The following is a 24,363-nucleotide window of genomic DNA, read 5'->3' as shown; positions in this document are numbered from 1 at the left end:
AAGGCTTCTCCCCCCTCCTTTTCTTTTTAAAATGACCAGTATCAAACTGTTATAGAACACGAAAAAGAGCAAATGGTCATCACCATTCGTGCACATACTTTGTTGAAAACAATTAATATAGTAGAAAAACGTCTTTTCGACAAATTACACAGGTTGTGGATAAACAATTCAACAAGCTGTGTAATAACTTTCCACAGGTTATCCACAAATTGTGGATAAGATAAATAGGCCAGATAAGTAATTAAGAGTTAAAACACAAATATAATATCAAAATAAACAAGATGGTGCAATGGGTGTCACAAACTTATCCACACACTTTACATGCTGTTGAAAAATAATTATCCACATAGGTTATTTGTGTGAAAAAAATGTCGATAATGGATGTGGATAGTCAAAATATGCCGGAAAAATATCCACAACCTTGTTTTGAAGGTTTTTTTGAAGGAAAAAAAGAATAAAATGCTGGAAACTAAAAAAGAAGGTTTCTTCACTTGATAACTTGTGTTATGCTTATAAGGTTGATAATAAGAGTTTTATCATTGATATTGACAATCGATGGGTTACACAAATATAATGAGTTAGACTGTCTTAAACAGCTATTCCTCAGGGAGGTGTCATAAATGAAAAGAACGTTTCAACCAAATAACCGTAAGCGTAGTAAAGTTCATGGCTTCCGCAGCCGTATGAGTTCTAAAAACGGACGTCTAGTTTTAAAGCGACGCCGCAGCAAAGGTAGAAAAAAATTATCAGCTTAGGCCACTGAATAATGTCAGTGGTCTTTTTTACATAAAATCGTAAATGAACTGTCAGTTTTTATCGGAGTGGAAGAAAACATGAAGAAGCGAAACAGGCTAAAAAAAAATGAAGAGTTTCAAACAGTGTTCAAAAAAGGTCAATCAATGGCTAATCGCCAATTCGTCATTTATCAGCTGGACCAACCAAATCAAGAAGAACTGCGTTTAGGATTGTCTGTCAGTAAGAAGATAGGTAATGCAGTGATAAGAAACCGGATTAAACGACTAATCCGTCAGGTGTTCTTAGAGGAAGGTCATAAGCTAAAGCAAGAAAAAGACTACATTGTTATCGCACGAAAGCCAGCAAGCGAATTGACCTTTGAAGAAACAAAGAAGTCTCTCCAGCATTTATTTAGAAAATCCGCTGTTTATCAACAACAACCGAAAAAGTCTTCGTAATAGAAACTTTCGTTGAATCAATTTTTAAAAGCGCTTCCTTCATCTAGTGAATTAAAATGAAACCACCACTTTGTAATGAAAAAATGTTACCATACTGATTAGGTGAGTCACTTTCGTAATCAATTCCAACTTAAATAAAGTTTGAAGTAATGGGAGGAATCTTGTTGAAAAGGCGATTATTACTAATATTTAGCTTGATTGGCGTGTTGGTTCTATTGGCAGGATGTACACAAATCAATGAACCAATCACATCAGATAGTAAGGGATTCTGGAATTCTTACATTGTATACCCGCTATCTCAATTAATCACTTACATGGCAAACTTAACTGGTGAAAACTATGGTGTAGCGATTATTATTGTAACTCTTTTGATTCGTTTGCTCATTTTACCATTAATGATTAAACAATTAAGAAGTACAAAAGCAATGCAAGCACTTCAGCCAGAATTAAAGAAGCTTCGTGAAAAATATAGTTCAAAAGATCAAAAAACACAGCAGCAGCTTCAACAGGAAACAATGGCTCTTTTCCAAAAGAATGGTGTAAATCCATTAGCAGGGTGTTTCCCAATCTTAATTCAAATGCCAATCTTAATTGGTTTTTATCATGCGATCATGAGAACAGCTGAAATCAAGAAACATACTTTCTTATGGTTTGACTTAGGCAGTCCAGATCCATTATTCCTGTTACCGATTATTGCAGGTGTAGCTACTTTTATTCAGCAGAAGCTAATGATGGCTGGAAATCCTTCGGACAACCCTCAAATGGCGATTATGCTTTGGGTGATGCCGATTATGATCATTGTATTTGCAATCAGTTTCCCAGCGGCACTTTCACTGTACTGGGTTGTAGGTAACATTTTCATGATCATTCAAACGTTGGTCATTAAAACACCTCAAGTAAAAGTTGATACAAAAGAAAAAGCTGGCGGGAACAAAAAATGAAGGAAATAACTGCTGTCGGTCGCACAGTCGAAGAAGCAGTAGATTCCGGACTGAAACAAATTCAACTACTACAAGAAGAAGTGGATATCACAATAGTAGATGAAGGAAACAAAGGATTTTTAGGATTATTTGGTAAAAGACAAGCTGTTGTCAAGTTAGTAGAAAAGCGAGATGCGCTCAAATTAGCAACACAGTATTTAGATAAAATTGTTAAATCAATTGATCCTAAAGCAAACATTGTTTCGAAAAAAGAAACGAAAAAGATCTCTTTTCACATTGATGGAGACAAAACTTCATTAATGATTGGAAAAAGAGGACAAACACTGTACTCTTTAGAAACCTTGGTGCAGTTAGTGTTTAATCGTTATTCTGATCAGTATCATCATATTACAATTGATATTGGAGATTATAGGAAGAAACGACAAGAAGCACTTGAACAATACGCAATCAAAACGGCAAATCGTGTTTTAAAAACGAAGAGAAAGGTTCATTTAGAACCGATGCCTTCGAATGAACGAAAAGTCGTTCATGATACGATTGCAGCATTTTCTAAAGAACTTGCCACGGCATCCGAAGATACAGGCAGCAAGCGTCATGTTGTGGTGATGTATAAAAAATAGCAGAAAGGCTAAGATTCAGCAAAGCTGGATTTTAGTCTTTTTTTATTGAAAAATTACCTTTTAATAGTAGATTCCTCCTTTATTTCTAAAAAGTTAGTGTGTTATTTAGATCGAAAACGTCATTTTCCCTTAGTTGCAAAGGGAGAAGGGCGTTTTAATTTATTGGATTTAGGTGTAAGATGTGAAGACAAGTTTAGAACGTCGTTATTCACATGTGGATAAGTTAAGTGTTAAAATAGACAGGGTGCAAAACTGTGGATAATTAAATGTGGGCTACTTTCGCTTCGCATGCATTTATGGTATCTTTAAATTTTGGATTAAGCGTTTTTGATATAGAGATGGACAACGTCCATTTAATAGATATAAGACTGTCTATTGAATAGAGAAAGAGGTGAATGAGCGGTGGATACAATTGCAGCAATTTCTACACCAATGGGTGAAGGGGCAATTGCCATTATACGTTTAAGCGGGCCTGATGCAGTTCAGATTGCTGATCGCATGTATAAGGGGCCTAAGGAGAAAAAACTTGTATCAGTGGATTCTCATACAATTCATTATGGTCATATTGTAGATTCAAGTACCGAGCAAGTGATAGAAGAGGTCATGGTGTCTGTATTAAGAGCGCCAAAAACATTTACGAGAGAAGACGTTATTGAGATCAACTGCCATGGCGGAATTGTCACGGTCAATAAAGTCTTGCAGCTTGCTTTAAAAGAAGGAGCGAGATTAGCGGAGCCAGGTGAGTTTACAAAACGTGCTTTCCTAAATGGAAGAATCGACTTGTCACAAGCAGAAGCCGTAATGGACTTGATTCGTGCAAAAACTGACCGTGCGATGAATGTCGCAATGACTCAAATGGAGGGACGTCTCTCCGGTTTGATTAAACGTCTTCGTGGTGAGATATTGGAGACACTTGCCCATGTAGAAGTGAATATTGATTATCCAGAGTATGACGATGTGGAAGAAATGACACATCGAGTCTTAGTTGAAAAGGCGACATCTGTGAAAAAGGAAATTGAATCGCTTCTAACGACTTCACAGCAGGGGAAAATCCTACGTGAGGGCTTATCTACTGTTATTATTGGAAGGCCAAATGTTGGGAAGTCTTCCTTATTAAATAGTCTTGTTCAGGAAACAAAGGCGATTGTGACCGATATTCCTGGAACAACCAGAGATGTCATCGAGGAATATGTGAATGTAAGAGGAGTACCGCTCCGTTTAGTAGATACTGCGGGTATACGTGAGACTGAAGACATTGTTGAGCGTATTGGGGTCGAGCGATCAAGACAGGTCTTAAAAGAAGCTGACCTGATTTTACTTGTGCTCAATTATAGTGAAGAGTTATCTGAGGAAGATATTAAGCTATTTGAGGCTGTCTCAGGTATGGATATTATTGTGATTGTCAATAAGACAGATCTTGAGCCTAAACTTGATGTAGAAAAGGTAAAAGAGTTAGCGAAGGATCGTCCGGTTGTTACAACATCTTTATTACAAGAAAAAGGGATTGATGAGCTTGAAATGGCCATTCAATCTTTATTCTTCACAGGCTCAATTGAAAGTGGAGATTTAACGTATGTGAGCAATACTAGGCATATTGCGCTCCTTCAAGAAGCAAAACAATCGATTGAAGATGCTCTAGAAGGAATTGAAATGAATGTACCGATCGACATTGTTCAAATAGATTTAACACGCTGCTGGGAGCAGCTAGGTGAAATTATTGGGGATGCTGTTCATGAAAGCTTAATCGATCAGTTATTCTCTCAATTCTGTTTAGGAAAGTAAAGGGAGGAACAAAAGAAATGGGTTATGAAGCTGGCCAATATGATGTAATCGTCGTCGGTGCCGGTCATGCTGGTGTTGAGGCTGCTCTTGCTTCTGCAAGACAGGGCGCCAAAACACTTGTATTGACCATCAATCTCGATATGGTTGCTTTTATGCCATGTAATCCGTCCGTAGGAGGTCCCGCTAAAGGGATTGTCGTCAGAGAAATTGATGCGCTAGGCGGGGAAATGGCACGAAATATAGATAAGACGCACATTCAAATGCGTATGCTGAATACTGGGAAAGGACCTGCTGTCCGTGCGTTAAGAGCGCAAGCAGATAAGTTTCAATATCAGCACGAAATGAAAAAAACAATGGAAAATGAACCAAACCTAACAATGCTGCAAGGGATGGTAGACCATTTAATTGTAGAAGATGATGAATGTAAAGGTGTTGTGACTCAAACAGGTGCAAATTATCGCGCGAAGTCTGTTGTTCTAACGACTGGTACTTTCTTAAAAGGCCGCATTATTTTAGGGGATCTTTCTTATTCAAGCGGTCCTAATAATCAGCAGCCTTCCATTAAATTATCGGATCATCTAGCAGAATTAGGATTCGATTTGGTTCGCTTTAAAACTGGGACACCACCTCGAGTAAACAGCCACTCGATTGATTATAGTAAGACGGAAATTCAACCAGGTGACGATGTACCACGTGCGTTTTCTTATGAAACTGTGGAATATATTACAAATCAATTACCATGCTGGTTAACATACACGAGTTTAGAGACTCATCAAATTATTGATGAGAATCTTCACCGTTCTCCTATGTATTCAGGTATGATTAAAGGAACAGGTCCTAGATACTGTCCGTCTATTGAGGATAAGGTGGTTCGTTTTAATGATAAACCGAGACATCAAATTTTCTTAGAGCCAGAAGGCCGTAATACGCAAGAAGTGTATGTTCAAGGTTTATCTACAAGTCTGCCAGAGGATGTACAGCAGCGAATGCTGTCAACCATTCCAGGGCTTGAAAATGTACAAATGATGCGAGCGGGTTATGCCATTGAGTATGATGCGATTGTGCCTACACAATTGTGGCCGACACTTGAGACGAAGAAAATTTCTGGATTATATACAGCTGGCCAAATCAATGGTACCTCTGGTTATGAGGAAGCTGCAGGTCAAGGAATTATGGCAGGTATCAATGCAGGAAGAAAAGCATTGGGTAAAGAAGAAGTCATTTTAAGCCGATCTGATGCATATATCGGTGTTCTCATTGATGATCTTGTCACGAAGGGTACAAATGAACCTTACCGTCTTTTAACTTCTCGTGCAGAGTACCGCTTACTTCTGCGTCATGACAATGCTGATTTAAGATTAACGGAACTTGGATATAACATTGGTTTAATTTCTGAAGAGAGATTCCAAGCATTCACACAGAAAAAAGAGGCTATTGAAGCAGAGAAAAAACGTTTATATTCTGTCATTATTAAACCTACAGCAGAGACACAGGAATATATCCGTTCTCTTGGTGGAAGTGAATTGAAGGACGGTATTCGAGCAAGTGATCTGATGAAGCGTCCAGAGATGAACTATGAATCTGTTGTGAAACTAGCTCCTGCTGACACACCGCTTCCTGCTGATGTGTGTGAACAGGTAGAGATTCAAATTAAATATGAAGGTTATATTGAAAAGTCGCTCCAACAAGTTGAAAAGCTGAAAAAGATGGAAAACAAAAAGATTCCGGATCGAATCGATTATGATGCCATCAAAGGGATTGCAACTGAAGCGAAGCAAAAGCTAAAAGAAGTCCGACCGCTTTCTGTTGCACAGGCTTCTCGTATTTCAGGCGTTAACCCTGCTGATATTTCTATCCTTTTAGTGTATTTGGAGCAGGGACGTATTGCGAAGATAGCAGAGTAGAAAGGATGTCGGCATGAACATTGAACAATTTACAGCAGCACTAGAGGAGAAAGGGATCACTCTTTCTCCAGTGCAGCTTGAACAATTTGAAACTTACTTCCATATGCTTGTAGAATGGAACGAGAAGATGAATTTAACGTCCATTACAGAAAAGGAAGAAGTATATTTAAAGCATTTTTATGACTCGATATCAGCAGCATTTTTTATTGATTTTCACAATGTGACAACAATTTGTGATATTGGAGCTGGTGCTGGTTTTCCAAGCATTCCTCTTAAAATTTGTTTCCCTCATCTACATGTGACCATTGTTGATTCTCTCCAGAAACGCATTACGTTTCTCAATGAGTTAGCAAAAGGGTTAAACTTACAAGATACTACTTTTTATCATGATCGTGCGGAGACCTTTGGACAACGTAAAGATCAACGTGAAAGCTATGACCTTGTCACCGCTAGAGCAGTTGCGCGCTTATCTGTCTTGAGCGAACTATGCCTGCCTCTTGTGAAAAAGGAAGGATTGTTTGTTGCATTAAAAGCATCTGCTGCAGATGAAGAGATGCAAGCAGGAAAAAAAGCCGTCACTGTCCTCGGAGGAGAGGTTGTTGAAAAGCATTCCTTTGTTCTTCCTTTAGAAGAAAGCGAACGGAACATCATTGTCATTGAAAAGAAAAAACAAACACCAAAAAAATATCCTAGAAAACCAGGAACACCTAATAAATCACCAATAGAGGGTTGATCATGTAAAAGGTCGGTTTTTCTTCAATATTTATGATTTTACAGAAGGAAAAAACATGAGAAAATAGAATTATAAAAAGGTAGTTTTTAAAGGTGGTGTAGGTTCATGAAGCATTCACTCTCACGCTTCTTCGGGCTTGGTGACAAAGAACATCCTGAGCGTGATACCGAAATAGAGGCAGAGATTGCTGAGCATGAAACATTAAAGGAAGAGATACAGGAGCTCCCGGTCGACACAATTATGCCTAACCGTTTTCAGCCACGCACCATTTTTTCAGAAGAAAAGATACAAGAGCTGGCCACAACCATCCATACCCATGGCATTATTCAACCGATTGTTGTTAGACCAACAGAAGAAGAAGGAAAATATGAACTGATCGCCGGCGAAAGACGTTGGAGAGCGGTACAAACTCTTCAATGGGAGAAGATCCCCGCTATTATAAAAGATTTTACTGATACGGAAACGGCATCTGTGGCATTGATTGAAAATTTGCAAAGAGAAGAGCTGTCTGCAATTGAAGAGGCTCATGCTTATGCACGTCTTTTAGAGCTTCATGATTTAACGCAAGAAGCGCTTGCTCAGCGTTTAGGTAAGGGACAATCGACTGTTGCAAACAAACTAAGACTTTTAAAGTTGCCTGAAGAGGTACAGCAAGCCATTTTGGAGAAAAAAATCTCAGAGAGACATGCCCGTTCACTTGTACCTCTAAAGCTGCCAGAATTACAGATCACGCTGTTGCAGGAAATCATCGAAAAGCAGCTGAATGTGAAACAGACTGAAGAGCGTGTAGTGAAGATGCTTGAACAAAAAACAGATCGCAAACCGAAGCCGAAACGTAAGGCGTTTAGCCGAGATACGCGAATTGCGATGAATACCATTCGTCAGTCTCTCCACATGGTAGAAGACAGCGGACTTAAAATAAATACCGAGGAAGAAGAATTTGAGGAATATATCCAATTAACGATTCGAATTCCTAAATAGAAAGAAGCTGATGAGCATTACTCGTCAGCTTTTTTGTCTTTCTCTCCCTTCAATTCATGATATTTACTTATTATTAATTAATTGGTAAAATATGATTTTCATAGTAGAAGGGAGGTGACATATAACCGATGAAAATGAAAAAGACTATTTTTGCTATTATCTGTTATTTACTAATCTCTTTTTCTCTTTTTTCAAATGAAACGACTGTGTTTGCTGTGAGCACATCAACGAATCATGATACTCATTCAGCGGAAGAAACGATTACGAAAGAAGAACTGAGTACTCTGAAGAAACAAGGTGTGGTTTCGACAGATATAACGGTTCAACAATTAAATCAAGAGCAAGCGTCTCAGGACGATGCGATCGATGTGATCACAGCTGATGATGATTTGGAGAACTATGGTTTAAGGCAAAACAAACAGGATGAAATGGTAACAGATGAAAGTCCGAATACCATTCGCCATCTTTTTGGTAAACCGTATCCTGGAACCGATATTATGCCTCAAAAAGGGGATATATTGGTGACGAGCACTGGAGCTTTAAATGGTTTAATTGGTCATGCAGGCATCGTCATTAATGAGAAAAGCTATGCATCCATTCCTGGGTTCCGGCAGCATCCAAATATTGATTCCATTCAAAGCTGGTTTCGCTATAGTGCCAATACAAAGGTGATTCGGATTAATCATCAGGAAAAGGCAGATTTAGCAGGGAATTGGGCGCATGATTACGTGAAAGACCATCCGAAGGCTCGATATTCGATCACTATGTCTATTCAATCCTTGGACCCTACTTATTGTTCAAAGATTGTATGGCAGGCTTACGCGAAAACCGGGGACGCTGTTGGACATGCCACATTTACCATTAAAGCACCCTATGGGTTTTTGAAAAAGAAGAACTATAAAACAGTGACACCTAAAGTCATTGTGAGCGAAGGTCGTAAAATTGGCGGATTAAACTTTTGATTGTATCTCCCTCACTTTTCATGAAAAGTGGGGTTTTTTTTGTCTCGTTATTTTCTTTAAAAAGATATATTAATATATCTTCTAAGCGCATTTTTATGCATCTATTCATGTACGGAAACACAGATTCATTCACGAATTTATAATGGGGGAACAAAAAAAGCAAACGTTTCATACTTTTTTTGATAGAATAGGAAGTATGAATGAATGAGAAACTTGTTAAGTTGAAAGTGGGTGACATCGTGGGGAAAATCATAGCGATTACCAACCAGAAGGGCGGCGTTGGGAAGACGACAACTTCTGTTAATTTGGGTGCGTGTTTAGCATACATAGGAAAACGAGTGTTGTTAGTTGATATTGATCCGCAGGGAAATGCCACGAGTGGTATTGGGATTGAGAAGGCCGACGTAGAGAAGTGCGTGTACGATATTTTAGTAGACGATGCAGATGTACTTGATGTGATTAAGACGACAGAGGTCGAAAATCTTGATGTCATTCCTGCGACGATACAGCTTGCAGGGGCGGAAATTGAGCTTGTGCCTACGATCTCACGTGAAGTGAGGTTGAAAAGAGCACTTGAATCTGTGAAGCAAAATTATGATTATATGATTATTGACTGCCCGCCATCGCTTGGATTACTGACGATTAATGCGTTAACTGCATCCGATTCTGTTTTAATACCGGTTCAGTGTGAATATTATGCGCTTGAAGGATTGAGTCAATTATTGAATACGGTTCGTCTTGTGCAGAAACATTTAAATACCGACCTTGCCATTGAAGGTGTCTTACTGACAATGCTGGATGCAAGAACAAACCTTGGAATCCAAGTCATCGAAGAAGTAAAAAAATACTTTAGAGATAAAGTCTATCAGACCGTGATTCCGAGAAATGTGAGACTAAGTGAAGCGCCTAGTCATGGGAAACCTATTATCTTGTATGATCCACGTTCAAGAGGTGCAGATGTCTATTTAGACTTAGCAAAGGAAGTGGATGCGAATGGCTAAAGGTCTTGGAAAGGGTATTAATGCGCTATTTAACAATGTGGATTCCAATGAAGAAACTGTCGAAGAAATTAAGTTGAAGGATTTGCGCCCGAACCCTTATCAGCCAAGGAAAACGTTTGATGATGATGCATTGTCTGATCTCAAAGAATCGATTCAGCAGCATGGTGTTTTACAGCCGATTATTGTTCGTAAGTCCATTAAGGGATATGACATTGTCGCGGGAGAACGCCGTTTCCGTGCAGCACAACAAGCTGGTTTGACAACGATTCCTGCGATCGTCAGGGAATTTTCAGAAACACTGATGAGGGAGATCGCTCTTTTAGAAAACTTACAGCGCGAGGATTTATCTCCATTAGAGGAAGCGGAAGCCTATGCCTCCTTACTAGATCACTTAAGTGTGACTCAGGAGGAATTAGCCAAGCGATTAGGCAAAAGCAGACCGCATATTGCGAACCACCTTCGTTTATTAACATTACCGGATGAAGTACAGAAGCTGATTGCGGATGGAACATTATCCATGGGACATGGACGCACGCTGCTTAGTTTGAAAAACAAAAAGAAGCTGGCGCCATTGGTAAAGAAGGTCGTGGACGAAGGATTAAATGTCCGTCAGGTTGAGAAACTTGTTCAGCAATTAAATGAAAATGTTCCACGTGAAACAAAGAAAAAAGAAGCACCAAAGGATCGCGTGTTGAAAGAAAGAGAATCTTTCTTACAAAATTACTTTGGTACTTCAGTGACGATCAAGAAACAGAAGAAAAAAGGGAAAATTGAGATTGAATTTCTCTCAAATGAAGATTTAGAAAGAATCCTTGAATTGCTTTCTACGAGAGAATCATCGGAATGACCATCTTGATATGAGATGGTCTTTTTTATATTCTTCCCGTGATATTTTGAATAGGGGTGAAAAGAGAACGGCTTTTTTCTCTCGTCCAATCCATTTGATCAATGTGGGATAGACTTTCAGAAAGTGTATTGGCCATAGACATTACAAGATGAAGACGTGTGTTTTGGAGAACGAAGTATTCCATAAAACCGCTCACGTTGACGATTCCATTAATATGAATATTGCCTACTTCTGGCAGCTCTTTTTGCACACCTGCACCGGGCTTTAACGGTCCTTCTCCAATTTGAAACGATCCTACACTTTTCACTCTACCTAAACAGGCATCAACGGCTACGATAAATGGATGTTTATGAGCTTGTTCAATTTCAGCGAGCTTTTCCTTTAAATTGACCGCATGCACTGGGTCAGAGAGAGTGCCGTATACATGCAGCTTTTTTAAATCAAGACTTGAAAGCTTTGTTCCTACAAGTGGACCTAGAGAGTCACCGGTTGAGCGGTCTGTTCCTATGCAGACGATGGCAACGGGTCTTTTTCCTGCTTTCTGAAGATGCGAGAATAAAATACTTTTAAGCTGCTGAATGGCATTTGTATCCGTATGGGACACGTATTCTTTCACCCTATTTCTTAAAAAAAGACCGTTCTTGCTATTCATAGGTCTCACTTCCTTGTCATAGTAGTTAGTATCAGTATACGGAAACAAGCTTAATTCTATACCTATGAGGTGATGATTGTGTGGAAGGCTGGTTCAAGGTGGACGCTTTTAATTTTAGGAAGCTTGATAGGAGCGGGATATGCCTCCGGTCAAGAAATTTGGCAGTTTTTTGGCCTTGATAGCGGACTAGCCATTCTACTGTTTACGCTCATGTTTATGCTGTCTACCTATGTGGTGTTAAAAATCAGTTATGAGGTGCGTGCCGATCATTTTGTGCCGGTGTTAGAGCGTCTTGTAGGTCCTTGGCTGGCCAAGGTGTATGATATTTTAATTGTTCTTTATCTATTCACGACAACAACAGTCATGATTGCCGGTGGCGGGGTGACACTTGAGATGTATCATGTGCCATTTTGGGTTGGAATCGGTGCATTTTGTTTATTCTCATTTATGATTTTTTTCTGGGATGTGAAAGGGCTCTTATCTGTGAATGCCTTCATTATACCAATTTTGGTGGCGGGGCTCATCTATGCGTTTGTTTTTTATTATATGAATCATGATCATATGTGGAGAATTGATTTTGGCCAGCAATACAATTGGCCTGCTAGTATCGTCTTTGCTTCTTTGAATATATTATCTGTTGTGGCGGTGCTATCTTCAGTGGGGAAAGAAATGAAGGGGCTTGGAGAGGCCAAAGTTGCGAGTATATTAAGCGGTTTGATTTTTGGTGTCATTTCTTATGTGTATAACGAAATACTAGTTGATATTTCTGGGAGTCTTTCAGCAGAAGGGATTCCTTTGTTTACAGTATTAGAGGGGGCACCAACATCATTGTTTGTGTTTATGACCATTGTTCTTTGTTTAGCGATTTATACAACAACTGCTGCGGGATTATTTGGTTTATCCAGCCGCATGCTCTCTTTTGTACGAATGCCCCGCTGGTTCATTGTATTCATCATGCTCCTTTTGATGGCACCTTTAACCTCTCTTGGATTTGCTGATTTGATTGCTTTCTTGTATCCGATTTACAGCTTGCTCAATCTTTATTTGCTTGTCTGTTTAATGCTGTATCCTATTTTAAGTAAAAAGATATTTTTCCGTTCTGAAAATTATACTGATAAAATAAAATAAACACCTCTCTTTTAAAGAGAAGTGCTTATTTTATCCGAATGGAATCAATCGCTTCCTTGATATCGTCATATACAGGCATGTGCTGGAGACGCTGCATGCGTTCCTCTATTTCTGATATGGCTTGTCCCTTTAAATGCTGGGATACATGCTGTTTGACAATGGTTGTCTGGTTCATCATGTCTTCTGTTTTGGACAATTGGTACTCCAAGTGCATACGTGTGTTTGCCAATTCATCGTGAAGCCGCATTTTCAGCAATCGCTTTAAATCTTTTCGTTGTCCTTCTCTGCGCATGGCCTGAATAGCGGCAATTTCTTCAGGTGATTGCGATTGTGTTTGTGGTGCAGATTGACTTTCGAATACAGACATGGAGCGGCGGGCACTCACATTTTGCAAGAAACGCTGGGCGTCACTAGGAGGTTTATTTTGATTGATCATATGGCGACTCCTTTCTTAACGAATACCCATTTGCATCGCAAGGCGTCTATCTGCCTTGGCATAGTCATCACCCATTGTGTACATATGTCTTGAAAGGGTGGAAAGTTCTTGTTCGTAGTCTCTCAAGGTGTACAAGGCATTCAGTTGTTTTTCATGAGAATAAAAGGATGATTGCGGCTGCTCCATCCTTACTTCCTCTAACAGTGCTTCTACATCGCTATGGGTTAATAAATCATAGTGACCAAATCCTACAAGTCCTTTCAGCTCTTGTTTTACATGATGGACGGCATCTTTGACACTATCATCAATTCCATCTATTTTCTCAAATACAGTGTGTACTTCATGTTCAATAATACTTTGTAGATCATAAGATGAATTTTTTAGTAAATGGGATTTTATGATAATTTCAAGCCCGCTTTGTGCATATGCACGGCCTGAATGGATTTCTTGTAAAAGCATCGCTGTAAAACTTGTATTGTGATCAAGCTGTTCATCTAAAATACGAGCGGTTCCATTCGAATGGAATGAATACCCATTTACTTTAAATTCTCCTGAAACGAGAGCTAAAAATGCATTTGTATCAAACGATTCGTTCCACTCTATATTCATTGATGCAAAAGCTGATCTTAAAAAGGTGTCAATTTCTCTTGGTTTATATTTTATGGATTCTTGGACCGATCCCTGCTCCCGGGGCGGTACGGTGTACTTGACTTGTCCAACTCCATGATCATGGCGATTGAGTAATCCTACATAATGATTGGGTTGAATATATTCCGTGAGAACATGGTTATATTTTCCTTCTACTGCTTTTTGCTGAATGGAAGGTGCCAGGCTGCTCCATATATTTGGGCTATCGAATGTGATGGCTTTTTTGACAGCTGGCTGTTCTGTCGCAATGTAAGCACAAACAGCACCGGCAAGCGCTTGTCCAGTGAGATAGATGGTTGCATTCGGGTGCTTCTGACAGACGTCCTTGATGTATTCCTTCCCTTTAAAAAAGACATGATCTTGTTTCCCGGCTAAGGATTTTCTTTCAATGGGGTAGGCATAATCCGTTTTTAACAATGATTGGGTAGCCGTTTGAACATCTTGTGTCGATGTCACCGTCATTTGTTTTGGCAGAGGACAGTGAAACGCGACAATGAACTCATCTGACTGTTCCTGCTGCATCGTTAAACCATATAATTGATGATCTATTTTTAGAAAATCGTTGACAGTGAGCGTATGCTGACCTACTTCTATCGTATGGTTCTGCTGGTAATTCTCTGCGTTTCCAGCGTGATCGGATATGATTTTATAATCTTTGTCGGTTAATCTATCCTTTCGATTGACCATCGTACCTGCTCCCTCACATAACATTTATGCAGATATCATAAATCAAAAAATATGGAAAAACCACAGCGTTCTACCAATAAAAACCTTTTGACCTACAGTGTTTGTGACAATATTGAAAAAAAGCGGAGTTTAAGTAACTATTGGTCACAAATAAAATGATCTAAAAGAAGGGTTTTTTCTATAAAAAAGAACGGGATTGATACATGACAGCGGCTCTTTATTTTGTGCATTGCTCTCTATCGGCATTTTTTTGTACAATAGATTTAATGAAGTGAGCAAGAGAGGTGAATGCTGATGGCAGACAAAGCATTTGGGTTACATGACGTCGTTGAAATGAAAAAACCCCATCCATGTGGTGCCAATCGGTGGAAAGTCATTCGTTTGGGCATGGATATTCGTATTAAATGCGAAGGGTGCGGGCACAGCGTGATGATCCCAAGAAGAGATTTTGAACGAAAAATGAAGAAAATTCTCGTCAAGCATGAGGAGCCAACTGCTTAAGTAGGCCTCATGCTTTTTTGATGAAATTTGTCTTTTGTTCAGAGAAACAGATGCAATTTCTTATTTTAAAGCTCCGATTTAGTCTTTTTGGTAATGTTTCTTCTATTGAAAATGCATGATGGTTAGCTTGTCTTTTCATGTAAACCTACTTATAATTGCTCTAGGTTCATATTACGCAGTATAACGAGCACGTTTCATATAGAGGAGATGAAAGAATGGCTTTAACAGCTGGTATTGTTGGCTTACCTAACGTCGGGAAGTCAACGCTATTTAATGCAATTACACAGGCTGGAGCGGAGTCTGCTAACTATCCGTTCTGTACCATTGATCCAAACGTCGGAATTGTAGAAGTTCCAGACGAGCGTTTGCAAAAACTGACAGAATTAGTGCAGCCAAAAAAGACAGTTCCGACTGCTTTCGAATTCACTGATATTGCTGGTATTGTGAAAGGTGCATCTAAAGGAGAAGGTTTAGGGAATAAATTCCTTTCTCACATTCGTCAAGTAGATGCAATCTGTCACGTGGTGAGAGCATTTGCTGATGATAACATTACACATGTGTCAGGTAAGGTTGACCCAGTGTCAGATATTGAAACGATTAATTTAGAATTGATTTTGGCTGATCTAGAAACGGTTGAAAAGCGTTTAACTCGTGTGAGTAAGCTAGCGAAACAAAAAGATAAGGAAGCGGTAGCTGAATTTGATATTTTGGAAAAGCTGAAGGACGCATTTGAAGCTGGAAAATCTGCAAGATCGGTTGAATTTACAGATGAGCAGCAGAAGCTTGTGAAGCAACTTCATTTACTCACGTCAAAACCTATTCTGTATGTAGCAAATGTGAGTGAGGACGAAGTAGCAGATCAGGACGGAAACGAATATGTACAGCAAATTCGTGAGTTTGCATCTGGCGAAAACGCTGAAGTCATCGTCGTTTGTGCGAAGATTGAGTCTGAAATTGCAGAGCTTGAAGGAGAAGAGAAGCAAATGTTCCTTGAAGAGCTTGGCATTAAAGAATCAGGTCTAGATCAGTTGATTAAAGCGTCTTATTCACTTCTAGGTTTAGCTACGTATTTCACAGCAGGTGAGCAAGAAGTACGTGCTTGGACATTTAAAAAAGGAATGAAGGCGCCGGAATGTGCTGGAATCATTCATACGGACTTCGAGCGTGGATTTATTCGTGCTGAAACGGTTGCTTATGAAGATTTACTAGCTGGCGGAAGTATGTCTGCTGCAAAAGAAGCAGGAAAAGTTCGTTTAGAAGGTAAAGAATATATAGTGAAAGATGGAGACGTCATTCATTTCCGTTTTAACGTATAGGTTCTTGTCATAGGCCAAGTAATTTGTTATAATATACAATTGTGAGTAATATAATTTATTGCTCCTTGCCCGTATAGGGCCGCTTAGACCAAAAGGAGGTGCAATCAGATGAGAAAGTACGAAGTTATGTACATCATCCGCCCAACAGTTGACGATGAGGCTAAAAAAGCAGTTATCGACCGTTTTAATAACGTGTTAACTTCTAACGGTGCGGAGATCACTGGAACAAAGGATTGGGGTAAACGTCGTCTTGCATACGAAATCAACGATTTCCGTGAAGGCTTCTACCAAATCGTAAACGTTCAATCTGACGCTGCAGCAGTTCAAGAATTTGACCGCTTAGCTAAGATCAGTGACGATATCATTCGCCACATTGTTGTTAAAGAAGAAGAATAAATCATTGAAATATATATTTAAAGGTGGTCTTTCAATATGCTAAACCGTGTTGTATTGGTCGGAAGACTAACAAAAGACCCTGAGCTTCGCTACACGCCTAATGGTGCGGCTGTAGCCACGTTTACTCTAGCTGTGAATCGTACGTTTACGAATCAATCTGGAGAGCGTGAAGCCGATTTCATTAACTGTGTTACTTGGAGAAGACAAGCCGAGAACGTGGCTAATTTCTTGAAAAAAGGAAGTCTTGCCGGTGTAGACGGTCGCTTGCAGACAAGAAACTATGAAAACCAGCAAGGACAGCGTGTCTTCGTGACAGAAGTTCAAGCTGAAAGTGTTCAATTTCTTGAGCCTAAAAGCGGCGGTGCTGGTTCAGGTGGATACAGCGGCGGTGGCAATAGCGGAGGCCAGTATTATGGCGGTAGCCAAAATGATCAGAATCCATTTGGAAATGAACCAAGTCAAAATCCATATGGCAATCAAAATAACCAAAATCGTAATCAGGGAAATAGCTTCAATGATGACCCATTTGCGAATGATGGTAAACCGATTGACATCTCCGATGATGATTTGCCATTCTAATTGATCTGAAAAAAATGACCAAAGGAAAGGTGTGAAAACAAATGGCAGGTGGACGCAGAGGCGGTCGTGCGAAACGTCGTAAAGTATGTTTCTTTACTTCTAACGGAATCACGCACATCGATTACAAAGATGTTGATCTTCTTAGAAAGTTTGTTTCTGAGCGTGGTAAAATTTTACCTCGTCGTGTAACAGGAACTAGCGCTAAGTATCAACGTAAATTGACATTAGCGATTAAAAAATCACGTCAAATGGCATTACTTCCATACGTTACTGGTGAGTAAGTCGTTGACTTAAAAGCGAAGGGCCTTGAGCTCTTCGCTTTTTTTATTTGTCTCACTTTTATGAGAAAGCCGTTTCTGGCAGTCTAACTAGGGGAAGTATGTAAAAAGAGAGTCAACGTGACAGTTTGTTCTATACAAATACTAGGTTAATCTGTCATATTGGTATTTTAAAATATACTTGCAGTCAGGGCGTGGGAAGATGATTGAATTTAAGAATGTATCGATGCAGTTTTCTGATGACCGCTATGCCGTTCAATCTGTTGATTTGGAGATTCAGAAAGGTGAATTTTTTGTATTGATTGGACCTAGTGGAAGCGGGAAAACGACGACTTTGAAAATGATCAATCGTCTCATCTCTTCTACAGAAGGTGAGATTTACATAAAGGGTCGAACCATCAGCGATTATGATATTTATGAGCTGCGCTGGGATATTGGTTATGTGCTTCAGCAAATAGCGCTGTTCCCTCATATGACCATAGAAGAGAATATTGCTATAGTGCCAGAGCTGAAACAATGGAAGCGGACTGAGACGAATCAGCGTGTTGATGAGTTGATGTTCATGGTGGGGCTTGAGCCTACTACCTATCGACATCGAAAGCCAGCAGAGCTTTCAGGAGGACAGCAGCAGCGAGTCGGCGTAGCACGGGCACTTGCTGCTGATCCTGAGATTGTCCTGATGGATGAACCTTTTAGTGCGTTAGATCCACTGACGAGAGAGAAATTACAAGATGATCTGCTTGAGTTACAGCGCCGTATTCAAAAGACCATCGTTTTTGTGACACATGATATGCAGGAAGCCATGAAGCTTGGAGATCGGATATGTGTAATGAATGAAGGAAAAGTGGTGCAGGTTGGTCGCCCAGAGGAATTGATTCAGCATCCAGTTAATCCATTTGTGCGGGAGTTTGTTTCAGGAGCTGCCCGTCATGTCGACCATCAAGCATTTGAGCTGACAACTATTTCTCAGCCCATGCCTCAAGAAGATCTGTTAGGCGATGAGGTGGTCTCCATCCATGCGACGCTAGAAGAGGTTCTATCTCGACTGGTAGAGCATGAAGAGCTTGTTGTTGAGAAGGATGGGGAACGGATCGGGCTCATCACTCGTCAAGCGGTGATCCAGTATTTAGCCGGTACTTCTGCTGAGAGGGGCGAGACACATGAATGAATGGATCAGTGTGCTATGGGCTCGAAAAGATCAGCTCGGACACGCCTTACTTGAGCATATTCAAATTTCCTTCATTGCGTTATTTCTAGCGATTTTGATTGCCATTCCTTTAGGGATTTATTTAACGAGAGTCCCTAAGATAGCAGAGTGGATCATTGGGGTGACGGCTGTCTTGCAGACAATTCCGTCTTTGGCGCTGCTTGGACTTCTGATTCCTCTCGTTGGGATTGGTCAAGTGCCCGCAATTATCGCTCTTGTCGTCTATGCTCTTCTTCCTATTTTAAGAAACACATATACAGGCATTCGTGAGGTCGATCCGTCGCTGCGAGAAGCGGCGCTCGCTATGGGAATGAATCACCGCAAACGCTTATTAAAAGTAGAACTCCCTCTTGCTATGCCTGTGATCATGGCAGGTATCCGAACAGGGATGGTTCTTATTGTAGGGACAGCCACTCTTGCAGCTCTTATTGGGGCAGGCGGATTAGGGAGTCTGATTCTGCTTGGAATTGATCGAAATGATATGTCTTTGATCATCATTGGTGCTATTCCAGCTGCATTACTTGCGCTCTTATTTGATGTGGTTTTGCGGACACTTGAGAAAATCTCCTTTAAAAAAACCGTGATCTCTGTGACGGTCTTTGCTGTAATAGCAGGAGCAGTTGTCGCTGCCCCATTGCTGTTTCAACAAGAAAAGAAAGAGATCACCATTGGAGGGAAGCTGGGGTCAGAGCCTGAAATTTTGATCTCCATGTATAAGCTTTTAATTGAGCAGGATACAGATATCCAAGTCAATCTTAAGCCTGGTCTTGGTAAGACGTCCTTTGTTTTTCAAGCACTGCGGTCTGGTGATATTGACATCTATCCTGAATTTACAGGGACAGCGATTTCTGAATTTCTGAAAGAAACAGCGAAAAGCACGGATAAGGAAAAAGTGTATGAGCAAGCGCGCCAAGGTTTGGCGTCATCCTTTCAGCTTCAGCTTCTTCAGCCGATGGCTTATAACAATACATATGCTTTAGCCGTGCCTCAATTACTAGCGGATCAATATGATTTATCAAAGATTTCAGATCTGGGTCAAATCAAGAATCGCATACGTGCTGGCTTTACTTTAGAGTTTTCTGATCGTCAGGATGGATATTTAGGCATTCAAAAAGCTTATCAGTTTTCTTTTGACGATGTGGTCACGATGGAACCGAAACTTCGATATCGAGCCATTCAAAAAGGGAATATTCAGTTGGTCGATGCGTATTCGACAGACAGTGAATTGAGACAATACAAGTTGAAGGTGCTTGATGATGACAAGCATATTTTCCCGCCCTATCAAGGAGCGCCCTTGCTAAGACAGGAGACATTAAAAGAGTATCCTGAGATTGAGGCCTCTCTCAACAAGCTCGCTGGTCAAATCACAGATGATGAGATGAGAGAAATGAATTACGAAGTCAATGTGAAGGGGAAAGATGCATTTCAAGTAGCCGAAGCCTATTTAAAAAAGAAAAAATTGCTTCAATAATCAAGGGAAAGCAGGTCTGCTATAACAAAGCGGCCTGCTTTTGAAAAGAAAAAAACAAAAATCATTGACATCTATTTCAAAAAAGAATATCCTTAATTCGAGATAAATATATTTTTTGATCATATATCTCGAATTCGAGATAATGTAAAAGCATCAGTCAAGACATAATGAGTAGGGACATGTTACGTCATGAAGAGGAGGTCATTAGAAGTGAAGAAAACAGAAGGAATTCACCATATCACAGCAATTGTTGGTCATCCTCAGGAGAACGTTGATTTTTATGCAGGTGTTTTAGGTCTTCGTCTCGTGAAAAAGACCGTCAATTTTGATGATCCAGGCACATATCATTTATATTTTGGAAATGAAGGAGGTTCTCCAGGTACCATTATTACGTTTTTCCCTTGGCCAGGTGCACAAAAGGGACAAATTGGAGCAGGTCAAGTAGGTGTGACAACATATGTCGTACCGACCGGTGCCTTCTCTTTTTGGAAGGAACGCCTTGAGCAGTTTGACGTTTCTTATGAATTGATTGAACGCTTTGGTGAGGCCTTTCTCTCATTTGAAGATCCGCACGGTTTATTGATAGAACTTGTAGAACGTGAAGAAGGAAAACAGAATGACTGGACATTTAATGGGGTGACACCAGAAGTAGCGATTAAAGGGTTTGGCGGAGCTGTTTTATTAACTTCACAGCCTGAGCAAACGATGCAGCTGTTAGAGCAAACGATGGGACTTGAAAAAGTCGGCACGGAAGGAGATTATGTGAGATTCCGTTCGTTTGGAGAAATCGGCAATGTCATTGATGTGAACAAGACACCTGTTGCACGAGGACGTATGGGCGTGGGTGTTGTACATCATATTGCGTGGAGAGCAACAGATGATCAGGATCAATTAGATTGGCAAAGACATGTTGCGCAAAGCGGATATCAAGTGACGCCTGTGCAAGATCGAAATTATTTCAATGCCATTTATTTTAGAGAGCTTGGCGGCATATTATTTGAGATTGCGACCGATCCTCCAGGGTTTGCACACGATGAATCTGTGGAAACGATGGGTGAAGCGTTGAAACTGCCGCCGCAATATGAGGCGCAGCGTAGTCAAATTGAACAAATCGTGCTGCCGATTGAGGTAAGAGAAATCAAAGGGAAAGGAGATTCATGATGAAGCATCTTTTTCAAAAAGGAAAGAATGAACAAAAACCTGTCCTTCTCATGCTGCATGGAACTGGCGGGACAGAGCAAGACTTATTGCCGCTTGCAGAAGTGGTAGACCCTGAAGCATCTGTTCTTAGTGTGAGAGGAAATGTATCAGAAAACGGCATGCCGCGTTTTTTCAGGCGTTTGGCAGAGGGTGTTTTTGATGAGCAAGATTTAATTGAGCGTACAGAGGAATTATATACATTTATCGGGGAAGCAGCAGATAAGTATGGATTTGATCGTCACAATGTTGTAGCCATCGGCTATTCAAACGGGGCGAATATTGCTGGAAGTCTGTTATTCCATTACGGAGATGCGCTGAAAGGAGCGATCCTGCATCATCCAATGGTCCCAAGACGAGGGGTTTCATTACCTTCATTAGCGGGGAAACAAGTCTTTATAGCAGCTGGTGAAAATGATCCAATGTGCCGTCCTGAGGAATCTCAGGAACTGGAGCAACTGCTTCAGGAGGCGGGAGCATCCGTAACGCTTCATTGGGAAAATCGTGGACATCAGCTAACGAGAGAAGAAGTCGATGCTGCGGCATTGTGGTATCGTCGTCAATTTAAATAAGGTGGGGAATACAGGTGGGATTTTTACAGAAGCTTTTTGGGCAAACCAAACAAAAGGAGATGGAACAAGTGGAAAACGTAAAACTAGCGATTATTTATTATAGTTCAACAGGTACAAACTATCAGATGGCGAAATGGGCGGAGGCTGGAGCGAAAGAAGCTGGTGCTGAAGTCAAAATTTTAAAGGTTCCTGAATTGGCACCAGAAGCAGTTGTTGCATCAAATCCAGCATGGAAAGCACATTTAGATGAAACAAAAGATGTCCCTGAGGTTCAGTTAAGTGACTTAGAGTGGGCAGATGCCATTATTTTCAGCATGCCGACACGTTTCGGTAACTTACCGGCTCAAATGAAGCAATTCTTAGACACAACAGGCGGTTTATGGTTCCAAGGGAAACTAGCAAACAAAGCAGTGAGTGCGATGACATCTGCACAAAACCCAAATGGCGGACAGGAGCAGACGGTTCTGAGCCTGTATACAACGATGTTCCACTGGGGAGCTATTATTGCCGCTCCTGGCTACACGGATGATTCCCTATACGGCGCAGGGGGTAACCCTTATGGTGTGAGTGTGACTGTTGACCAAAATGGAAAGATCCAAGAGGATGCAGAAGCAGCCGCAAAACATCAGGCGAAACGTACAGTGAATGTAGCAGAATGGATCAAAAAAGGTCAAAACGCTTAATAGATGTATACAAAAAGAATGCAGCCACTCCGCTGCATTCTTTTTTCATTAATAAGGATCTGAAGGGGTGCTGTTGTTGATCGCATCGTTGACAGCCTGTGCCGCGCCTGTTGATCCAATTGGTCCGCTTGGCTCCTCTTGTTTGAAGGCTTTTAAGCCATCGGCCACACGTTTTCCGTAGTCAGGATCAGCTTTTGTAAAGTTTTCGATCATTTGGTCTTGGATGTCTTTTTGGCAGGTAGCTAAGGTGTTGACTAAGTTTTTAATCAGTTCCTCACGTTCCCAATCATTGAAGCGGCGATAGGTTTCTCCCGCTTGTCCGAAATTGTTCGGGCGGTCAATGGCTTCTCGTTTGACTTCACCCTCTACAAAAGGCGTATGATCCTTTCCATCTTGCTGCGCTTCTTTTAATCCCCCTAGAATGGACGGTTCATAATTCACATGGGGGTTTTGTCCTTTTCCTTGATCCACATGATATTCCATTTGCCCATCTCGCTGATTGGTGGCAACATGCTTTTTCGGTGCATTGATCGGCAGCTGTAAATAATTTGGCCCCACACGATATCGCTGCGTATCAGAGTATGAGAAGGTACGTCCTTGCAGCAATTTATCATCTGAGAAATCTAATCCGTCTACAAGAACCCCTGTCCCAAAGGCAACCTGTTCCACTTCAGCAAAATAATTTTCTGGATTTTTGTTTAGCACCATTCGTCCGATCGGTTTCCATGGATAGTCATCCTTGTACCAGAGCTTTGTCGGATCGAGTGGATCAAAGTCTAGATGGGGGTGGGTGTCATCTTCCATGATTTGAGCGTATACTTCCCATTCAGGATGATCCCCTTGTTCAATGGCTTCATATAAATCCTGTGTGGCATGATTAAAGTTTTCCCCTTGAATGGCTTGGGCTTGTTCTTGTGTCAGGTTGCGAATCCCTTGCTTCGGTTCAAAGTGATATTTGACCAGTACTGCTTTTCCTTCATGATTCACCCATTTATAGGCATGGACGCCAGAGCCTTGCATGTGCCGGTATGTGGCGGGAATGCCCCATGGTGAGAAGAGAAATGTCACCATATGTGTTGCTTCAGGTGATTGTGAAACGAAATCAAAAATGCGCTCGCCATCCTGACGATTGGTGACAGGATCAGGCTTAAAGGCATGAACCAAATCAGGGAATTTCAAAGCATCTCGAATAAAGAAAATTTTGAGGTTGTTCCCAACGAGATCCCAGTTGCCGTCTTCTGTATAAAATTTGATCGCAAATCCCCGCGGATCGCGTAAAGTTTCTGGTGAATGTCCGCCGTGAATAACAGAAGAGAATCGAACGAAGACAGGGGTCTTTTTTCCTTTCTCTTGAAATAATTTGGCTCTTGTATAAGTGGAAATGGGTTCGTCACCGAATGTACCGTAGGCTTCAAAGTATCCGTGTGCGCCGGCACCTCGTGCGTGAACGACACGTTCAGGGATGCGTTCACGATCAAAATGACTGATTTTCTCTAGGAAATCGTAGTTTTCAAGCGTAGTCGGTCCTCTATTCCCAACGGTTCTCATGTTTTGATTATCTGTTACCGGGTGACCTTGTCGATTCGTCAAGGTTTCTTCTGACTCTGAAGATGATTTAGGCTGTTGATCTTCTTTCAAGGTAGAATCC

Annotated in this window: 26 protein-coding genes; 22 read left to right on the top strand and 4 right to left on the bottom strand. The window is 40.7% G+C overall.

Features of this window, described 5'->3' with window-relative positions; genetic code table 11:
- Positions 1-620: 620 nt before the first annotated feature.
- The 11 genes from rpmH to NST09_RS19130 all read left to right on the top strand — a co-directional run bounded on the left by rpmH (position 621) and on the right by NST09_RS19130 (position 10,964).
- On the top strand, positions 621-755 hold the full coding sequence (gene rpmH, locus NST09_RS19180) for a 50S ribosomal protein L34 (protein ID WP_008360908.1): 135 nt from the start codon (positions 621-623) through the stop codon (positions 753-755).
- A gap of 78 nt (positions 756-833) precedes the next feature.
- Positions 834-1,193, top strand: a complete 360-nt coding sequence (gene rnpA / locus NST09_RS19175) for a ribonuclease P protein component (RefSeq protein ID WP_008347592.1) — start codon at positions 834-836, stop codon at positions 1,191-1,193.
- 158 nt (positions 1,194-1,351) lie between these two features.
- Positions 1,352-2,134 (top strand): YidC family membrane integrase SpoIIIJ, encoded by a 783-nt coding sequence (spoIIIJ, locus tag NST09_RS19170; protein ID WP_089374159.1) that lies wholly within the window; start codon positions 1,352-1,354, stop codon positions 2,132-2,134.
- The gene (jag, locus tag NST09_RS19165; RefSeq protein ID WP_035390148.1) at positions 2,131-2,754 is read left to right on the top strand and encodes an RNA-binding cell elongation regulator Jag/EloR; all 624 of its coding nucleotides are present in this window, start codon (positions 2,131-2,133) and stop codon (positions 2,752-2,754) included. Before spoIIIJ ends, jag begins: the two co-directional genes overlap by 4 nt.
- 402 nt (positions 2,755-3,156) lie before the next feature.
- Complete coding sequence (mnmE, locus tag NST09_RS19160) at positions 3,157-4,536, top strand: tRNA uridine-5-carboxymethylaminomethyl(34) synthesis GTPase MnmE (RefSeq protein ID WP_074041760.1); 1,380 nt, start codon at positions 3,157-3,159, stop codon at positions 4,534-4,536.
- A gap of 17 nt (positions 4,537-4,553) precedes the next feature.
- Positions 4,554-6,440 (top strand): tRNA uridine-5-carboxymethylaminomethyl(34) synthesis enzyme MnmG, encoded by a 1,887-nt coding sequence (gene mnmG / locus NST09_RS19155; RefSeq protein ID WP_046344926.1) that lies wholly within the window; start codon positions 4,554-4,556, stop codon positions 6,438-6,440.
- A gap of 13 nt (positions 6,441-6,453) precedes the next feature.
- Positions 6,454-7,173 (top strand): 16S rRNA (guanine(527)-N(7))-methyltransferase RsmG, encoded by a 720-nt coding sequence (rsmG, locus tag NST09_RS19150; protein ID WP_007497477.1) that lies wholly within the window; start codon positions 6,454-6,456, stop codon positions 7,171-7,173.
- A 105-nt stretch (positions 7,174-7,278) separates the two neighbouring features.
- Positions 7,279-8,154, top strand: a complete 876-nt coding sequence (noc, locus tag NST09_RS19145; RefSeq protein WP_024718432.1) for a nucleoid occlusion protein — start codon at positions 7,279-7,281, stop codon at positions 8,152-8,154.
- 128 nt (positions 8,155-8,282) lie between these two features.
- On the top strand, positions 8,283-9,116 hold the full coding sequence (locus tag NST09_RS19140; RefSeq protein WP_342493231.1) for a YiiX/YebB-like N1pC/P60 family cysteine hydrolase: 834 nt from the start codon (positions 8,283-8,285) through the stop codon (positions 9,114-9,116).
- Between the two features lie 239 nt (positions 9,117-9,355).
- Positions 9,356-10,117 carry a sporulation initiation inhibitor protein Soj gene (gene soj / locus NST09_RS19135; protein ID WP_008360890.1) on the top strand — a complete coding sequence of 254 codons (762 nt, stop codon included), beginning with the start codon at positions 9,356-9,358 and terminating at the stop codon, positions 10,115-10,117.
- Positions 10,110-10,964 carry a ParB/RepB/Spo0J family partition protein gene (locus NST09_RS19130; RefSeq protein ID WP_035704116.1) on the top strand — a complete coding sequence of 285 codons (855 nt, stop codon included), beginning with the start codon at positions 10,110-10,112 and terminating at the stop codon, positions 10,962-10,964. Before soj ends, NST09_RS19130 begins: the two co-directional genes overlap by 8 nt.
- Positions 10,965-10,989: 25 nt before the next feature.
- Here NST09_RS19130 and yyaC read toward each other — a convergent pair whose 3' ends face one another.
- Positions 10,990-11,616, bottom strand: coding sequence for a spore protease YyaC (gene yyaC / locus NST09_RS19125; protein ID WP_025208343.1), 627 nt, complete (start codon positions 11,614-11,616; stop codon positions 10,990-10,992).
- Between the two features lie 72 nt (positions 11,617-11,688).
- Here yyaC and NST09_RS19120 point away from each other — a divergent pair, with 72 nt between their 5' ends.
- Positions 11,689-12,744 (top strand): hypothetical protein, encoded by a 1,056-nt coding sequence (locus tag NST09_RS19120; RefSeq protein WP_076821506.1) that lies wholly within the window; start codon positions 11,689-11,691, stop codon positions 12,742-12,744.
- A gap of 25 nt (positions 12,745-12,769) precedes the next feature.
- Here the strand turns inward: NST09_RS19120 and NST09_RS19115 are convergent, their stop codons facing one another.
- Both NST09_RS19115 and NST09_RS19110 read right to left on the bottom strand, forming a co-directional pair.
- On the bottom strand, positions 12,770-13,180 hold the full coding sequence (locus NST09_RS19115) for a hypothetical protein (protein WP_007497462.1): 411 nt from the start codon (positions 13,178-13,180) through the stop codon (positions 12,770-12,772).
- A 15-nt stretch (positions 13,181-13,195) separates the two neighbouring features.
- Positions 13,196-14,515, bottom strand: a complete 1,320-nt coding sequence (locus NST09_RS19110) for a hydrolase (RefSeq protein WP_342493230.1) — start codon at positions 14,513-14,515, stop codon at positions 13,196-13,198.
- 294 nt (positions 14,516-14,809) lie between these two features.
- Between NST09_RS19110 and NST09_RS19105 the strand changes: the two genes are divergently transcribed.
- The 10 genes from NST09_RS19105 to wrbA all read left to right on the top strand — a co-directional run bounded on the left by NST09_RS19105 (position 14,810) and on the right by wrbA (position 22,715).
- Positions 14,810-15,016: a DUF951 domain-containing protein gene (locus NST09_RS19105; protein ID WP_008347561.1), complete on the top strand. Its 207-nt coding sequence runs from the start codon at positions 14,810-14,812 to the stop codon at positions 15,014-15,016.
- Between the two features lie 215 nt (positions 15,017-15,231).
- Positions 15,232-16,332 (top strand): redox-regulated ATPase YchF, encoded by a 1,101-nt coding sequence (gene ychF, locus NST09_RS19100; RefSeq protein WP_007497458.1) that lies wholly within the window; start codon positions 15,232-15,234, stop codon positions 16,330-16,332.
- 108 nt (positions 16,333-16,440) lie between these two features.
- A complete protein-coding gene (rpsF, locus tag NST09_RS19095) occupies positions 16,441-16,728 on the top strand; it encodes a 30S ribosomal protein S6 (RefSeq protein WP_008347557.1) in 288 nt (95 codons plus the stop codon).
- Positions 16,729-16,764: 36 nt separating this feature from the next.
- Positions 16,765-17,307 (top strand): single-stranded DNA-binding protein SsbA, encoded by a 543-nt coding sequence (gene ssbA / locus NST09_RS19090; protein WP_007497456.1) that lies wholly within the window; start codon positions 16,765-16,767, stop codon positions 17,305-17,307.
- Positions 17,308-17,348: 41 nt separating this feature from the next.
- On the top strand, positions 17,349-17,588 hold the full coding sequence (gene rpsR / locus NST09_RS19085; protein WP_008347556.1) for a 30S ribosomal protein S18: 240 nt from the start codon (positions 17,349-17,351) through the stop codon (positions 17,586-17,588).
- Between the two features lie 199 nt (positions 17,589-17,787).
- Complete coding sequence (locus NST09_RS19080) at positions 17,788-18,753, top strand: ABC transporter ATP-binding protein (protein WP_342493229.1); 966 nt, start codon at positions 17,788-17,790, stop codon at positions 18,751-18,753.
- Complete coding sequence (locus NST09_RS19075) at positions 18,746-20,263, top strand: ABC transporter permease/substrate-binding protein (RefSeq protein ID WP_342493228.1); 1,518 nt, start codon at positions 18,746-18,748, stop codon at positions 20,261-20,263. The genes NST09_RS19080 and NST09_RS19075 overlap by 8 nt, the downstream gene beginning before the upstream one ends.
- Positions 20,264-20,473: 210 nt before the next feature.
- Entirely contained in the window at positions 20,474-21,424 is a 951-nt protein-coding gene (locus NST09_RS19070) for a ring-cleaving dioxygenase (protein ID WP_116306602.1), read from the top strand.
- The gene (locus tag NST09_RS19065; RefSeq protein ID WP_024718443.1) at positions 21,421-22,032 is read left to right on the top strand and encodes an alpha/beta hydrolase; all 612 of its coding nucleotides are present in this window, start codon (positions 21,421-21,423) and stop codon (positions 22,030-22,032) included. The genes NST09_RS19070 and NST09_RS19065 overlap by 4 nt, the downstream gene beginning before the upstream one ends.
- A gap of 59 nt (positions 22,033-22,091) precedes the next feature.
- Positions 22,092-22,715 (top strand): NAD(P)H:quinone oxidoreductase, encoded by a 624-nt coding sequence (wrbA, locus tag NST09_RS19060; RefSeq protein ID WP_045034926.1) that lies wholly within the window; start codon positions 22,092-22,094, stop codon positions 22,713-22,715.
- Positions 22,716-22,763: 48 nt separating this feature from the next.
- Here wrbA and katX read toward each other — a convergent pair whose 3' ends face one another.
- Positions 22,764-24,353: a catalase KatX gene (gene katX, locus NST09_RS19055; RefSeq protein WP_048001993.1), complete on the bottom strand. Its 1,590-nt coding sequence runs from the start codon at positions 24,351-24,353 to the stop codon at positions 22,764-22,766.
- Positions 24,354-24,363: the final 10 nt, after the last annotated feature.

The sequence above is a fragment of the Bacillus sp. FSL W7-1346 genome, assembly GCF_038593335.1.
Classification (GTDB): Bacteria; Bacillota; Bacilli; order Bacillales; family Bacillaceae; genus Bacillus; species Bacillus altitudinis.
The sequence above is the reverse complement of the archived record's forward strand: the minus strand, read 5'-3'. Positions and strand labels throughout refer to the sequence as shown.

Coding starts and splice junctions, on each gene's coding strand:
- rpmH (WP_008360908.1), top strand. CDS start 621: ATGAAAAGAACGTTTCAACCAAATAACCGTAAGCGTAGTAAAGTTCAT.
- rnpA (WP_008347592.1), top strand. CDS start 834: ATGAAGAAGCGAAACAGGCTAAAAAAAAATGAAGAGTTTCAAACAGTG.
- jag (WP_035390148.1), top strand. CDS start 2,131: ATGAAGGAAATAACTGCTGTCGGTCGCACAGTCGAAGAAGCAGTAGAT.
- mnmG (WP_046344926.1), top strand. CDS start 4,554: ATGGGTTATGAAGCTGGCCAATATGATGTAATCGTCGTCGGTGCCGGT.
- rsmG (WP_007497477.1), top strand. CDS start 6,454: ATGAACATTGAACAATTTACAGCAGCACTAGAGGAGAAAGGGATCACT.
- noc (WP_024718432.1), top strand. CDS start 7,279: ATGAAGCATTCACTCTCACGCTTCTTCGGGCTTGGTGACAAAGAACAT.
- NST09_RS19140 (WP_342493231.1), top strand. CDS start 8,283: ATGAAAATGAAAAAGACTATTTTTGCTATTATCTGTTATTTACTAATC.
- NST09_RS19130 (WP_035704116.1), top strand. CDS start 10,110: ATGGCTAAAGGTCTTGGAAAGGGTATTAATGCGCTATTTAACAATGTG.
- yyaC (WP_025208343.1), bottom strand. CDS start 11,616: ATGAATAGCAAGAACGGTCTTTTTTTAAGAAATAGGGTGAAAGAATAC.
- NST09_RS19120 (WP_076821506.1), top strand. CDS start 11,689: ATGATTGTGTGGAAGGCTGGTTCAAGGTGGACGCTTTTAATTTTAGGA.
- NST09_RS19115 (WP_007497462.1), bottom strand. CDS start 13,180: ATGATCAATCAAAATAAACCTCCTAGTGACGCCCAGCGTTTCTTGCAA.
- NST09_RS19110 (WP_342493230.1), bottom strand. CDS start 14,515: ATGGTCAATCGAAAGGATAGATTAACCGACAAAGATTATAAAATCATA.
- NST09_RS19105 (WP_008347561.1), top strand. CDS start 14,810: ATGGCAGACAAAGCATTTGGGTTACATGACGTCGTTGAAATGAAAAAA.
- ychF (WP_007497458.1), top strand. CDS start 15,232: ATGGCTTTAACAGCTGGTATTGTTGGCTTACCTAACGTCGGGAAGTCA.
- rpsF (WP_008347557.1), top strand. CDS start 16,441: ATGAGAAAGTACGAAGTTATGTACATCATCCGCCCAACAGTTGACGAT.
- ssbA (WP_007497456.1), top strand. CDS start 16,765: ATGCTAAACCGTGTTGTATTGGTCGGAAGACTAACAAAAGACCCTGAG.
- rpsR (WP_008347556.1), top strand. CDS start 17,349: ATGGCAGGTGGACGCAGAGGCGGTCGTGCGAAACGTCGTAAAGTATGT.
- NST09_RS19080 (WP_342493229.1), top strand. CDS start 17,788: ATGATTGAATTTAAGAATGTATCGATGCAGTTTTCTGATGACCGCTAT.
- NST09_RS19075 (WP_342493228.1), top strand. CDS start 18,746: ATGAATGAATGGATCAGTGTGCTATGGGCTCGAAAAGATCAGCTCGGA.
- NST09_RS19065 (WP_024718443.1), top strand. CDS start 21,421: ATGATGAAGCATCTTTTTCAAAAAGGAAAGAATGAACAAAAACCTGTC.
- wrbA (WP_045034926.1), top strand. CDS start 22,092: ATGGAACAAGTGGAAAACGTAAAACTAGCGATTATTTATTATAGTTCA.